Source organism: Pseudomonas paraveronii, from assembly GCF_963681955.1.
GTDB classification, from domain to species: domain Bacteria; phylum Pseudomonadota; class Gammaproteobacteria; order Pseudomonadales; family Pseudomonadaceae; genus Aquipseudomonas; species Aquipseudomonas paraveronii.
In genome coordinates, this window is the sequence record NZ_OY817130.1 from 4,244,085 (window position 1) to 4,257,795 (window position 13,711).

The 13,711-nt window shown below is 54.6% G+C and carries 13 protein-coding genes; 7 read left to right on the forward strand and 6 right to left on the reverse strand.

The window, feature by feature from the left end; all coding sequences use genetic code 11:
* Nucleotides 1-125: 125 nt before the first annotated feature.
* The 4 genes from U5A08_RS19435 to U5A08_RS19450 all read right to left on the reverse strand — a co-directional run bounded on the left by U5A08_RS19435 (nucleotide 126) and on the right by U5A08_RS19450 (nucleotide 4,237).
* Entirely contained in the window at nucleotides 126-1,148 is a 1,023-nt protein-coding gene (locus tag U5A08_RS19435; protein WP_321848114.1) for a histone deacetylase family protein, read from the reverse strand.
* Nucleotides 1,149-1,236: 88 nt separating this feature from the next.
* On the reverse strand, nucleotides 1,237-2,169 hold the full coding sequence (locus U5A08_RS19440; RefSeq protein WP_321848115.1) for a 2-hydroxyacid dehydrogenase: 933 nt from the start codon (nucleotides 2,167-2,169) through the stop codon (nucleotides 1,237-1,239).
* Between the two features lie 2 nt (nucleotides 2,170-2,171).
* Nucleotides 2,172-2,927 carry a class II aldolase/adducin family protein gene (locus U5A08_RS19445; protein WP_321848117.1) on the reverse strand — a complete coding sequence of 252 codons (756 nt, stop codon included), beginning with the start codon at nucleotides 2,925-2,927 and terminating at the stop codon, nucleotides 2,172-2,174.
* Nucleotides 2,927-4,237: an MFS transporter gene (locus U5A08_RS19450; protein WP_321848119.1), complete on the reverse strand. Its 1,311-nt coding sequence runs from the start codon at nucleotides 4,235-4,237 to the stop codon at nucleotides 2,927-2,929. The genes U5A08_RS19445 and U5A08_RS19450 overlap by 1 nt, the downstream gene beginning before the upstream one ends.
* A 158-nt stretch (nucleotides 4,238-4,395) precedes the next feature.
* Here U5A08_RS19450 and U5A08_RS19455 point away from each other — a divergent pair, with 158 nt between their 5' ends.
* Together U5A08_RS19455 and U5A08_RS19460 are read left to right on the forward strand one after the other, a co-directional pair.
* A complete protein-coding gene (locus U5A08_RS19455) occupies nucleotides 4,396-5,373 on the forward strand; it encodes a LysR family transcriptional regulator (RefSeq protein ID WP_321848120.1) in 978 nt (325 codons plus the stop codon).
* Between the two features lie 229 nt (nucleotides 5,374-5,602).
* A complete protein-coding gene (locus U5A08_RS19460) occupies nucleotides 5,603-6,700 on the forward strand; it encodes an IS630 family transposase (protein WP_321848122.1) in 1,098 nt (365 codons plus the stop codon).
* A 384-nt stretch (nucleotides 6,701-7,084) separates the two neighbouring features.
* Here the strand turns inward: U5A08_RS19460 and U5A08_RS19465 are convergent, their stop codons facing one another.
* Together U5A08_RS19465 and U5A08_RS19470 are read right to left on the reverse strand one after the other, a co-directional pair.
* Nucleotides 7,085-8,119, reverse strand: coding sequence for an ABC transporter substrate-binding protein (locus tag U5A08_RS19465; RefSeq protein WP_321848123.1), 1,035 nt, complete (start codon nucleotides 8,117-8,119; stop codon nucleotides 7,085-7,087).
* Between the two features lie 151 nt (nucleotides 8,120-8,270).
* Nucleotides 8,271-9,044, reverse strand: a complete 774-nt coding sequence (locus tag U5A08_RS19470) for a class II aldolase/adducin family protein (protein ID WP_321848125.1) — start codon at nucleotides 9,042-9,044, stop codon at nucleotides 8,271-8,273.
* Nucleotides 9,045-9,220: 176 nt separating this feature from the next.
* Here U5A08_RS19470 and U5A08_RS19475 point away from each other — a divergent pair, with 176 nt between their 5' ends.
* From U5A08_RS19475 to U5A08_RS19495, 5 genes are all read left to right on the forward strand, one after another.
* On the forward strand, nucleotides 9,221-10,684 hold the full coding sequence (locus U5A08_RS19475) for an aminotransferase-like domain-containing protein (RefSeq protein ID WP_321848127.1): 1,464 nt from the start codon (nucleotides 9,221-9,223) through the stop codon (nucleotides 10,682-10,684).
* A 776-nt stretch (nucleotides 10,685-11,460) separates the two neighbouring features.
* Nucleotides 11,461-12,210, forward strand: a complete 750-nt coding sequence (locus tag U5A08_RS19480) for a hypothetical protein (RefSeq protein WP_275969313.1) — start codon at nucleotides 11,461-11,463, stop codon at nucleotides 12,208-12,210.
* Nucleotides 12,211-12,325: 115 nt separating this feature from the next.
* On the forward strand, nucleotides 12,326-12,556 hold the full coding sequence (locus U5A08_RS19485; RefSeq protein ID WP_275969314.1) for an AlpA family phage regulatory protein: 231 nt from the start codon (nucleotides 12,326-12,328) through the stop codon (nucleotides 12,554-12,556).
* 4 nt (nucleotides 12,557-12,560) lie between these two features.
* Entirely contained in the window at nucleotides 12,561-13,400 is an 840-nt protein-coding gene (locus U5A08_RS19490) for a ParA family protein (protein ID WP_321848129.1), read from the forward strand.
* A gap of 88 nt (nucleotides 13,401-13,488) precedes the next feature.
* Nucleotides 13,489-13,698: a hypothetical protein gene (locus U5A08_RS19495; protein ID WP_321848131.1), complete on the forward strand. Its 210-nt coding sequence runs from the start codon at nucleotides 13,489-13,491 to the stop codon at nucleotides 13,696-13,698.
* Nucleotides 13,699-13,711: the final 13 nt, after the last annotated feature.

Here is a 13,711-nt window from a genome sequence, read left to right on the forward strand (position 1 = left end):
GGATCAGGCATAGTTCTACCTGGTCGCTAACTTATGCCACAGCACAAGTCGCACCCTTTTCATGTTTATTTACTTAGCAGCACGCCCAGGCAATGACAGCGGGTCACTGCCTGAACAAATTACGTTTATCGAGAACCGCTTATGCCATTGAAGAACCTTGAAGCGTTTTCATCGAGAGTCGCAATGTCGTAGCCACCCTCCTGCACTACCACGCACGGCAGCCCCAAATCCTTGATACGTTGCCCCAGCAACCTAAAGCCTTCGTGGGTCACCGAAACCTTGGATTGCGGGTCGTTTTCATAGATATCGAAGCCCAACGAAAGCACCAATACGTCAGGAGCGAACGCACGCAGTGCGACTTCGGCCTGGTCCATACAGGCGAAGAAATCCGCCTCACTGGAACCATGCGCCATCGGCAGATTCAGGTTGAAACCTTCACCGCGCCCCGTACCGGTCTCGTCGTCGAATCCGGCCACCACCGGGTAGAAGTTGGTGGGGTCGCCATGAATCGAGACATACAGTACGTCGTCGCGCTCGTAGAAAATCTCCTGGATGCCCTGACCGTGATGCATGTCGGTGTCCAAGATCGCGACCTTGCCGAACCTGCTTCTCAACTCCTGAGCTGCAATAGCGGCGTTATTCAGGAAGCAGAAACCACCCGCGCCTTCTTCACGAGCGTGGTGCCCAGGCGGGCGACACAAAGCATAGGCAGCAGGCTCGCCATCAATCACCGCCCGGGCGGCGGCAACCGCACTTTGCGCCGACCAGTAGGCCGCCTGCCAAGTGTGTGCGCCAATCGGGCAACTGCCATCAGCCAGATAGCGGGCGGTCTTACCGAGGATGCCGCGCAACGGGTTGCCTTCGCGAATGTAGATATTGGACATCACTTCATCGCCCCAATCGTCCGGCACTTCATGCCATTGCTGGTAAGCAGTGCTCAGATAGTCCAGGTAAGCAAGGCTGTGCACTGCCGCCAGCGGTTTCTGGCCGTAATCGTCTGGTTCAATCAGCGGGTAGCCCAACTGCTGGACAACCGCAAGCAACGGATCTACGCGGGCCGGCAGTTCCTGTGGCTCGCGCATTTGCCCGCGTGACAGGTACGAACGTGGATGGTGTAGGCGTTGAGCTGGATGGAAAAACGTTTTCATTGATGACCTCTTGCAAAGGCAACTCATACGGAGCGTGTCTCGCCAGTTGGCGATGTCATGTGCTCACAGCGATTAATAATCTGCCCCGTCAATAACCCAGGGTGGGATCGATCGGGTTGTTCAATGCCAACCCCGTTTCCAGACGTGCGACGTTGTCGGCGACCTGTTGGGCGATGCAGGCGTCTGACGCAACAGATGCCATGTGCGGTGTTACCCAGACACCAAGCGTTTCCCACAATGGCGAATCAGCGGGCAGAGGCTCCTGCTCGAATACATCCAGCAACGCGCCCCGCAGGTGTCCACCCGCTAGCGCCTCTCGTAAATCCTGCTGGTTGACGTGCTGGCCACGGCCGCAATTGATCAGCGCAGCGCCTTTGGCCATACGTTGGAACACTTCGTGTCCCAGCAAACCCTGGGTGGCGGCGGTCAGCGGTAGCAGGTTGACCAACACGTCTAGGTCTTCCAGAAATACGTGCAGCGAAGTCTGCCCCCCGAACGTCGTCACGCCATTGATTCCCCGTGGTGTACGCGCCCAACCGCGCACGTCATAACCTGCCTCGGCCAGACGCACAGCCACGGGAGCACCAATTGCCCCCAAGCCCATCACGCCAACTTTGAAGTCCTGCGCCCGCCGCTGTTCCGGCCGCCTCCAGCGTTGTGTGATGTTGCCGGTGATGACCTGATCGAAACCACGGTGAAAGTGCAGCACGCCCCAGTGCACGTACTCACTCATGCCTTGGATGTGATCGGGATCGACCACCCGACACACCGGCACCAACGCATCACGCGACGTGTCCTGGGCCAGATGATCGACGCCCGAACCAATTGAATGCACCAGACGTAACTGCGGCAAAGCGCCAAGGCTACCCGCCGGAGGGAACCAACACACCGCCACCTGCGCCTGCTGCGCACCTTCATCATCCGGGCGTAGCACTCGCAAATGTGGCGCATGCTGGGTAAACAGCGCAGCTAGCCAATCGGTCAGCGCAGGATCCTGACACAGCAATACGAGATTGGTCATGGTCAACGGCACCAGTCAGCGCGTTGCTCGTCAATCAGACTGAGCGCCGCCTTCCAGGCCATGCCAATGATGCCGTCGATACCGTCGCGGCCAAATTGCGCGGCGGTATGTCGGCATACCTCTTCACTGGGAATATTCAAAGCCACACCCGCCGACATCGCCTGAATCTGCGCTTGGCAGGCACGCTCCAGAAAGTAAATTTCGTGGAACGCCGCCGCCACGCTACCACCGGCCGCTAGCAAACCATGGTTACGCAAGATCATCGCCTTGTGCGAACCTAGGTCAGCGACCAAGCGCTCGCGCTCTTGCAACGACAGCGCAATACCTTCGTAGGCGTGATAAGCCAAGTTCCCATAGAACTTCAGCGCATGCTGGGTCAGCGGCAGTAAACCATCGCGTTGAGCCGCCACCGCCATACCTGCTGCAGTATGGGTGTGAATAATGCAATGCAGGTCCGGGCGTGCTTTGTGAATCGCCGAATGAATAACGAACCCGGCAACGTTCACATCCCCGCCGTTGTAACTGCTGTCGACCACCTTGCCGTCCAGATCGATCAGCACCAGATCACTGGCACGCATCTTTTCAAAGGCCACACCATAACGATTGATCAAAAAATGACGGTCCGGCCCTGGTACGCGTAAGGTAATGTGCGTGTCAATCAGGTCAGTCATACGGTAATAGGCTACCAATCGATACAACGCTGCAAGGTCACAACGCGATTGCCATTCGCTATCCGACATAGCTACTGAGTTAGTCATTAAGCGACTCCTTCTGAAGAAGATAGTGCGACAGTCTTTGAAGCTGTCTCACGTAGATGAGCAAGCCCCGTGACACCGATCAACGACATCAAGGCGAGGAAGCTGAAGAACATCGCTAACGGCCACCACTGACCTGCAAAGTGGCCCGCTAGGAAAGTACCCAACATAGGCGTGGTGCCACCGGTCACAGCACTACCCAATTGATAAGAAATCGAGATGCCGGAGTAACGCACACGAGCGGGGAATGCTTCAGCCATATAACCAGCAATAACTGCATACAAGGCTGCTAGCAGCACTACGGCCAAGGCAATACCGGCAGTCATGTAGAAAAGATTGCCTGTCTGCACCAGCATAAACATAGGGTACGGCACCAAAATACAAAGCGAAGCCACCCACTTCAGAAAACGCCCCTCACCTACGCGCTCAGCTAGAAGGGCAGAACAGGGTTGGGAGAGGAATTGCAAAACAGTGACTACGAACAAGCAGTCCAAGATCGTGGTCTTGGAAATGCTCAGATACTGTGTGACATACGTAATCATGAAAGTGTTGGTGAAAAAGAAACCGGCCGAACCAATCGTTACCGCCAACGCAGCGAAAAGAATGTTTCTCCAACTATTGCGAATGACCTCCGACACTGGGCGTTTTGAGGTTTGATCGCTTTCCTTGACCTCGGCGAACTCCGGTGACTCCGGCACACCAAAACGAATGGCCAGCCCGACAATCATCAGCACGCCGCTCATCAGGAATGGAATGCGCCACCCCCAGCTCATCAAAACATCGTGCTCCATCTCACTGATACAGCGGAACGCAATCAATGCCAGCAGTAACCCAGCAGGACTACCCCACTGTGCGAATGAAGCGAAGAACACCTTCCGTCCCTTGGGTGCGTGTTCACTGGCCATGAGTACAGCACCGCCCCACTCACCACCGACTGAAATACCCTGCAATAAACGCAAAAAGATCAGCCCAGCAGGTCCCCAAATGCCCGCTTGAGCGTAGGTGGGTAGTAGACCTATACAACTAGTCGCGATCCCCATCAGAGCCATGGTGACAAGGAGCATCTTCTTGCGCCCGAGCCGATCACCAAGATGCCCGAAAACCATACCTGCGAAAGGACGCGCTATGAAACCGACCGCAAAGCTACCGAAGGCGGCCATCGTGCTCAGTGTTGGATTATCACTGGGGAAGAACAACTGCCCCAGCACTAGAGCCGCTGCGAAGGCGTAGATATAGAAGTCATAGAATTCAATGGTGGTGCCGATAAAGGCCGCCGCCGCCGCACGTCGTGGCGTTGAAGTATTGCTCGTCATCGGGGGCTCCTGGGAGATTGTGAAATTTTTGGCAGGAGTAAGGTAGTGTTCTGCACTGAAACCGATCGCACTCTAGCGGTGCGTGGCTAGATCATGCGTCAACACCTATGTTACAAAAAGCTTCTAATCTAAATACTCCAGTATAAGCACAGGAAATAATGACAACTCGAGTGGTCACACCAGTTAGAAACCCTGAAGCCAAGCGTTTTCTCAACGACCGCCTGGACTGGAATCTGCTGCGCACATTCTTGGTAATCGGCCAGGAAGGCAGTATCAGCCGGGCAGCCGCACGCCTTCATTTGAGTCAGCCGGCCATCAGTCAAGCCTTGAGAAGGCTTGAGGAACAGTTGGAGGTTTCATTGGTGGTACGCAAGGGACCACGCATCAGCCTGTCCAAAACAGGTGAAGAAGTCATGCATATCGCTGCCGAGCTTTACGGAACCGTGTCACGTTTGGGACCAGCCCTCGATACGCCCGTCGAAACGATAATAGGCAAAGTACGCATTCTGACCATCAGCCGAATACAATCGCGTTGCTACGACGAATTTCTGGCACGATTTCACGATGAGTACCCGCAGGTGGAGCTCGAAGTTGATGTTTTGCGAAGTTCCGACGTAATCAGCGCACTGTTGCAAAAAACCGCATCGTTCGGCTTGAGCCTATGTCGCACCCCACAACCCCGGCTTGAGCAACGAGTTATCCTACAGCAGCGATACGCCTTTTTCTGTGGCAGGCGACACCGATTGTTCGGTCGAGACAACCTCGCTCTAGCAGACTTGCGGAGCGAGAACTTCGTCAGTTTCACCAGTGACCAGTTAGGTGGGAACCTGTCCCCTCTCACCGTGTTCCGTGATCAGCAGGACTTCACCGGACGCATCGTCGCCTCCTCCACAAGCCTGGACGAAATCCTCCGCCTAGTTGACTCTGGTTACGGCATTGGCTGTCTTCCAGAACATATTCTCGCTACTGACGTGCAAGCAGGAAAATTCTGGCGTCTACCACCGTGGGACGGTGTCATTGACGTAAATGTCTATCTGTTATGGAACCGAGAACAGAAACAAACCCAAGCGGAAGCGATCTTCCTGGAGAGTTTCCAACAAATGCTTGCAACTACTGACTTGACTGACAGATTTTAAGGCTTTTCCATTTATCAATAGCTTCACTAAGGCCTGTTCTTTCTCAGTCCATCCTGTCCTCAAATATAGCCACATCAAACGCTAAGGTTGCCAATGTCGCTAGAACTACAGGAGTTATTGATTTCCTTCGCGGCGAGGGCATGTGCATCCGTGCCTAGTGTTCCGTCTCAAAAATAAATATCCCACTTGAGCTACTCTTCCATGGTCAGCCGTGACGTGGAGTGCTGCTATGAATTCTCAAGACATCGTGCTCAGTGACAACGAGCAGGTTGAGCTGAACCGACGAGTTCGGTCTGCCACCATCAGCCAACGCGACGGTCGTCGAGCACGCGTAATCTTGCTAGCCGCTCAAGGTCACTCACGTAACGAAATCGCTGTGTTGACTGGCCTCTCCGTGGTTTCTGTCACTCGTTGGTGCAAGCGTTTTCAAGCACTGCGCCTTCAAGGTTTGATGGATCTGCCGGGGCGAGGTCGCAAGCCATCATTGCCTGCCGAAGCCTTGAAGCGAACGCTTGAGCAGGTCACTCAACCGCGTATCGGTCAGCCTCGCTGGAGCTGTCGTAGCATGGCGCGTGTCGCCGGTATTTCGCCGGCCAGCGTTCAGCGGATCTGGGCTGCCAACGACATCAAGCCGCACCTGACCCGCACTTTCAAGCTGTCCAATGACCCTCACTTCGAAGAAAAATTCTGGGACGTTATCGGGCTGTACCTGGCGCCACCTGATAAAGCGCTGGTGCTTTGCTGCGATGAAAAGAGCCAGGTTCAAGCTCTGCAACGCACGCAGCCAGGCTTGCCATTGGGCATCGGCCATATCCGCACGCAAACCCATGACTATGTCCGCCACGGCACGCTAACGCTGTTCGCCGCCATGGACTATCTGCAAGGTCGACTGATCAGCAGCATCGAGACACAGCATCGGCATCAGGAGTGGTTGGCCTTCTTGAAAAAGATCAACCGGGAAACACCCAAAGGCCTGCAGCTGCATTTGATCGTGGATAACTACGCCACCCACAAGCATCCCGTGGTCAAGGAATGGCTCAAGCGGCATCCTCGATTCCATCTGCACTTCACCCAGACCTCAAGCTCCTGGATGAATATGGTTGAACGCTTTTTCCGGGATATCACCGTTTACTTACGCGACGGCAGCTTCAGCTCCACACGTGAACTGGCCAGCTCAATTACCACGTTTTTAGCGCTGCATAACGCTCAGCCCTACCGGTACGTCTGGAGCGCGAAAGGTGAAGATATCTTGCGCAAGATCCAACGCGCCCGAGAAGCCATGGACGGCACTATGAAAGAGAACGTTTTATCTGAGACTGAACACTAGCTGGACAGACATGGAAATGCTTCTGTGGAACAGAAATCGTCCACGTGAATTATGATTATGATGCGGCCTATACCTACTGGAAAGGCCGCGATAAAACACTTGGTAATAAAGTCCATCCTGCGCTCAACCTGATACTCACCTAAGATCCGTCAGCTGACTCTAGCCACTCCATATCGAAGTAAGCATTGGCGTAGGCTTTCTTCTCTAAGACGGATGAGAGTGAGCAGCAAGTGGGCTCATTATTCAACGTCGAGGACCCTATTGGCACGGGCCTGAAGCCTCCATCAGACAGAAAGGCTGCCTACGTCACGTTGCGGCTTTTAGGCATACGGGGTGAGCGACAAGTGACAGATAGCTTGATGCACCACCAAACAACTCATCGTGTCAGTTCGCTTTAGCCACCCAGGCGTTGAAGCGCTGCTCAAGCTCTTCACCGTGGTTAACCCAGAATTCACTGTCGATCGGCATCGCCTGCGCTAGGTTGTCCGGGGCAGTGTTAAGCCGAGCGGCCAAGGCAGGGTCAAGCAAGGCTGCTGTTCGCTCGTTGGTTGAACCGTAACCGAGCTTTTCAGTGTGAATCTTCTGGTTTTCCGGGCGCAGGGAAAACGCGATGAACTGCTCGGCCAGACTTTTATTTTTACTTCCCTTCGGAATCGCCCATGAGTCGATGGCATAGATGCTCCCCTTCCACACGACCTGAACATGGGCGCCCGATTCCTGTGCCGCGAATACCCTGCCATTGAACGCGGTGCTCATGACCACATCGCCACTGGCAAGGAACTGCATTGGCTGCGCACCGGCCTCCCACCATTGAATGTCTGGTTTAATCTGGTCCAGCTTATGGAACGCTCGCTCAACCCCCTCTTTAGTAGCCAACACTTTATAGATGTCCTCATAGGACACTCCATCGGCCATCAATGCCGCTTCCAGCGTGTACTTGGCCCCTTTCCTCAGGCTGCGCTTGCCAGGAAATTTCTGTACATCCCAGAAATCGTTCCAACCGGTGGGGGCGACCTTGAATTTGTCGGTGTTGTAAGCCAGAGCCATCGACCACACCAACAGACCGGCACCGCATTCCGAGAAGGTTCCCGGCACGAAGTCTGAAGGACTGCCAAACCGGGAGGCGTCTAGATGTTCAAACAATCCCTCGTCACAGCCACGAATCAGCTCCGGCCCTTCAACTTGCACGGCATCCCAATTGACACTGTTGGTGTCGACCATGACTTTGATACGGCCCATTTCACCATTGTACTCACCTGCCACCACCTTGCTGCCAGTGGCCTTTACGAAGGGCTTGTAGAAGGCCTCCGACTGTACGTCCTTACTCACGCCACCAAAGGATATAACGGTCATTTCGCCCGCCATCGCACTCGATGCAAGAGCGCTGAGCAACGAGACCGCAATTGCTTTAATTTTCATGTCTACCTCTGGGATTATTGGTTTTGGCAGATTTGAAATACACGCCAATCAGTGTTCGGGACGATCACTGACTGCAGACCCAAGCCTCACACGGGAGAAACCTGGGTCATTGACACTTGTTATTGGCAACGGCCTGAACGGCAGTTGTCCTTCAGCTCCGGTAGTCCAGTGGATCACCGGCAATCAACCGCAATGCGGAAGTCCAGGCCAACTGATGGAATTGTTGGTCAATCTCGTCGTCAGACTGCTGTGCGGTCAAATTGCAGACGGCCTCCGATGGAATTCTCAATGGTCGGTTGCCGGACAACGCCTGAATCTGAGCCTGACAGGCACGCTCCAGAAAATAGATCTGATTAAACGCCTCGGCGATAGAGCGGCCGGCGGCGAGCAGACCATGATTTCGCAGGATCATCGCCATGTGCGGCCCGAGGTCGCGAACCAGTCGGGCGCCCTCCTCTGGATTCAACGCGATGCCCTCGTAGTCGTGATAACCGAGCCGTTGGTAAAACTTCAGTGCGTGCTGGCTGACCGGAAGCAACCCCTGCTCCTGTGCTGATACGGCAATTCCCGCCGACGTATGGGTATGCACGACACAAGCTACATCCGGGCGTGCGGCGTGAATGGCCGAATGGATATTGAAACCCGCACGATTGATACTCTCGGGGCTGAAATGCTCGTCCACGGCATTGCCCTTGTGATCGATCTTGATCAGATCGGAAGCACGCATTTCATGAAACAACACTCCGTAACGGTTAATCAGAAAGTGCCCCTCTTCGCCTGGCACTCGCGCAGAGATGTGGGTATCGATGAGATCCGTCATGCGAAAGTGTGCTAGCAGCCGATAAAGGGCAGCCAGATCGCATCGGGTTCGCCATTCCTCGCTAGAGACCCCATCTGGGTCGATTGGATAGCTGATATCGTGCATTACGCATCCTTGTTCATGGTATGTTTTTGGGTGCAAAAGCGCGCCGGCAATGAGGTGATCTTGCCTTCTCTTCCCCCTGCCCACCATGAACAAAACATGCACCGAGACTCCATCGCTGTTCTGGTCTTTTTGCCGGTACAGTCACTGAAGAACACCACGTTTGGACGGTTGTTTTTATGATGTTATTGGATTCCAGCTCGCATATTTCTCTGGTCAGCCAGATCGTTACGGGGATCAGTCTGGCGATAAAAGAGAAGCGGTTGCGGCCGGGCAGCAAATTGCCGTCGATTCGCAAATTCGCCCAGACTCACAAAGTCAGCCACTTCACCGCTGTCGAGGCTTACGATCGGCTGGTCGCGCTCGGCTATCTGACGCCGGTGCGCAACTCCGGCTTCTACGTGCGCAACGTGTCTGAAGGCGCATTGACAGAACCAGCCCTGACTACGAGTGAACAGGACAATGAATTTGATTTCGATGCTTATCTGCTGCTGCAGAAAGTCTTCCAGCCAATAGGCATGGAGTTACGACCAGGGATAGGTCTGCTACCCGAGCAATGGACCGATCACGATGGACTGCGGCGCAGTCTGCGTGCGCTGAGTCGGAGGGAATCAGAGGAGTTTTCCAGCTACGGGCACGCCAAGGGCTGTGCAAGATTAAGAGCCAAGCTGGCTGAAAAATTGGTGGATACACGCATTGATGCACACCCCGAGCAGATCATGTTGACCAGCGGTGGCAGCCACGCGCTGGATCTAATGGTGCGCTACCTGGTGCAACCCGGCGACGCCGTGCTGGTCGACGAACCGGGTTATCATAACTTGTTCCTCAACCTGCACCTACAAGGCGCCAGGCTGCTCGGCGTTCCACGAACACGCGACGGCATTGACCTCGAAGTGCTGGAAGATCTTATCCGTCTTAACCGCCCCAAGGTGTTCTTCACCAATACTCGTCTGCAATGCCCCACCGGCACCAGCCTGTCGCTGGCTATCGTCCATCGACTCCTGCAACTGGCGGAAAAGTACGACTTCCTGATTGTCGAGAATGATATTTATGCGGACCTGGATCCTTCCGGCCAGCAAACGCTGGCCGGCATGGATCAGTTGGCGCGAGTTATCTACATCGGTAGTTTTTCCAAGACGATCGCCCCAGCATTGCGCGTCGGCTTTATCGCCGCGCATCATGAGTTGATCGATGAGTTGGTCCCCCTGAAGATGGTCAGCGGCCTGACCACCTCGGCCATCGCCGAAGAACTGGTACTCGATGTGTTATTGCAAGGACGGCATCGAAAACATGTCAAACAGTTGCAAAGCAACCTGATCCGGGCCCACGAAACCGTCGTTCATCAATTGGAAGCGGTGGGCATGGAAGTGTTTGCCAAGCCTTATGCGGGGCTGTTTCTGTGGGCACGCCATCCGCTGATTGAGGACTCTACCCAGCTCGCCATAAAGGCCAAGGATGAAAAAATTCTGCTCGCACCTGGACAGCTGTTCATGCCGAATGCTCGCGTGGTGCCCTGGATACGCTTCAATGTGGCCCATTCGATAGACGAGCGAATTCATGCATTTCTGACGCAAGCAACTCCCTGCGTATCTTCCCAACGCAAAGGGTCACAGAGAGCAATAAACAACTTTTCCTGCCAGTGAGCCGATCGATCCATCGCCGCCCTTCCTTGAACTCCATGCTACTGTCCCGCCGCCGAGCACATTATCTGCGACGCCAAGAAGCATACCAGTTAGTGTTGGCACTCCTGCGCGATGGCGATGGTGACGGAGTCCTAGCGTCACAGTCGGTACCGGCCTCCAGACAGATTAGGCCGTAATGCTCGGGTCTGGGCGCTTCCCCTGGGCACGAAGACAAACTGGGGACGGGTATTAGCCAATACGGCGTGCGGCCATGCGCTAGGCCGCCCGAGACAACTCATCGGCATACCCATTAGTCGCTGACAAAGTCCTTTGCAATCACTGCTCCTTCCTATGCTGAAACACTTTTATACATTTTAGGTTTGACATAGAAATACTCCTATCCCCCCCCTATTCCCTCTCGCATCTAGCGCGGCTTCGCGGGTCAATTTTGACCACACCACCAACTAGACAACTACCTTGAGCGAAACAAGAGCGTGTTGCCACGCTCGCTATCTCGAGTTGGTGGTGTGAACGCATTACGAAAATGATGGTCTGCTTCAAAGGATCCACTTTCGCCCTGAGCTGATAAATCAATCTGAGATGAGATCCCGCCCCGCCTGCCTGGGACGAAGCTTTAAACAAAAACATAAGCACCACTTTAGGAACTGATAGATGGAATGACCTCATCGAACAAAAAATCCGAATAAAACAGCCACTGCCACTGCTTCCCGGCAGGTAGGCGAAGTAGAGATGTTTCGCGAGAGGCCTATCCACCAGAAATGGAGGTCCGTTCGCACATGTCTTCGACCTACTTTAATCCGCAGGCAAAAACGTTCTATCGGCCCATCGACGCAGCATTGCGTTGGTGCAATCTCATTCGTTTTGAAACGCAAATAGTACAGGCAGCTTGGTCCTGCCCAGAAGAACTCAGACTCCTGTTTCCCCAGTGGCCATGCCTACAAATCAATACCGAAATAATTTATGACGCCATCCGCAATGGCGAATTACCGTACGGATGTTTCGGTATCTCGGTTCCCCGGGGTACCCCCGTGGACCTCACTCTGTTGACGGTTCGACATTCGGATCTGCGTCATTGGATGCAGATCTACTACCCTGGTCAGAGGCCCGATTTTCTATTCGAGTCTGACGACGACACTCGAGATAAAATCAGCCTGGGTGTTTACTTTGCACTCCAGGCGGAACGGGATGTACTCCTGCGAGAGCGGGATACTCTGCAACGTCAGCTCCAAGATGTCGTAGCTGACCTTCGGACGCTGGGACTTGAGCAGGAAAGCCTTAAATCGTTGGTAACTACTCAGGGGCAGCTCAGCGAGCGAAGCGAACAAACCTACCTGCAGATCATCGGCGCCTTGCTCAACACCTTCTTGAGCTCGTCACCTGCGGGCAAGCCTCTCTCCGTGTTCAGGAGCCAATCCGCAATCGTCGATGCTGTGACCGCACGCCACAATGACATTCCCGGCCTCAGTAAACGGACGCTGGACGCGAAGTTTGCTGCAGCCAACCGCAGCCTTAAAAAAACCACCTGACCCATCGCATTGCACTGCAATGTCCTGACTTGCAGTGCAATGACTCTCAGGCTTTTCTTCTATTCAATTCAGGTCACTTCCCATCACGCGCCAATCGACGCCAGGAGTGACCATCATGTTCAGCCAAACCTCAACCATCGCTGAAGAACCTCAACGACAGACGGAACGCCACATCATGCGTCGCGACGAAGTGGAGCGAAAAACCGGTTTCAAGCGCGCGCACATCTATAACCTGATGAAGGAAGGCAAATTCCCCCAAGCCAAACGCATTGGACTGCGCGCCGTCGGCTGGGACTCGCTGGAGATCGAGCGGTGGGTCGTTGAACGCTTGGGTCAGCAGGCCTGATGTCATGCGTGTGGTATCGGTGGTTTCCACCAAGGGTGGCGTGGGCAAAACAACAGTGGCCGCCAACCTTGGTGGTCTTCTGGCAGATGCTGGTCTGCGAGTCCTGCTGCTGGACTTGGATAGCCAACCGACTCTCTCCAGCTATTACGCATTGAGCCACGAGGCTATCGCCGGTGTGTACGAGTTCATTGCGCTCAACCTGACAGATCCTGCACAGATAATTTCCACAACTGCGGTTGTTGGTCTCGACCTGATCCTCTCCAACGATGATCAAGGCCGACTGAGCACCTTGTTGCTGCATGCCCCTGATGGGCGACTGCGTCTGCGCAATCTGCTGGACGCCTTCCGCCCCAGTTACGACCTGCTGCTGATCGACACCCAAGGCGCGCGCAGCGTACTGCTGGAAATGGCCATACTGGCCTCCGATCTCGCCCTATCTCCCATCACACCCGAAATGCTCGCTGCCCGCGAACTGCGTCGTGGCACCTTGAAGCTACTCAGCGAACTCGAACCATTCCGCCACCTAGGCATTACACCACCACCCTTGAGACTACTACTGAACCAGGTAAATGGCATTCGAGTGGACACCCGGATGATCATCCGAGGCCTGCGCGAGACCTTCGCCGAGGCTATCAATATCTCGGTTCTAGACACCATAGTTCCAGACCGAGTGGCTTATCTCAATGCCGCCTCCCTTGGCCTACCGGTCCACCGAATCGAGACTCGCCAGTCACGCCAACGGCGCTCGCCATCAGCGCTGAAAACCATGCAAGCGCTGGCCATTGAACTGTTTCCGGAATGGCGCGAGGCGATCTCTACGATGAGCAGATACGAGGAGGTTTAATGAGACAAATCACCAAGCCCGCATTTCTCACCCAGTCATTGTGTTTGATCGACCTTGAGGCCAACCATGTTTGGCTAGGAGTCTTCTGATGTTGGATCAACTGCCCATCATCGTTCCACCCTCCATTCAACCACACCACCCACATTGCGAGGAGTACTGCACCGTGGTCTTTCGCGTGCAGGGTGGGCGCTCGGCCATGGGTTGGTTCCTCGCAGAACTCTCCCGACACTTCGAAGGTTCGGGTACTGCCGAGATCGTCAAGTTCGAGGTCGGTGACCATTTGTGTAACCGGCGTTAACTGAGGTTGTTCC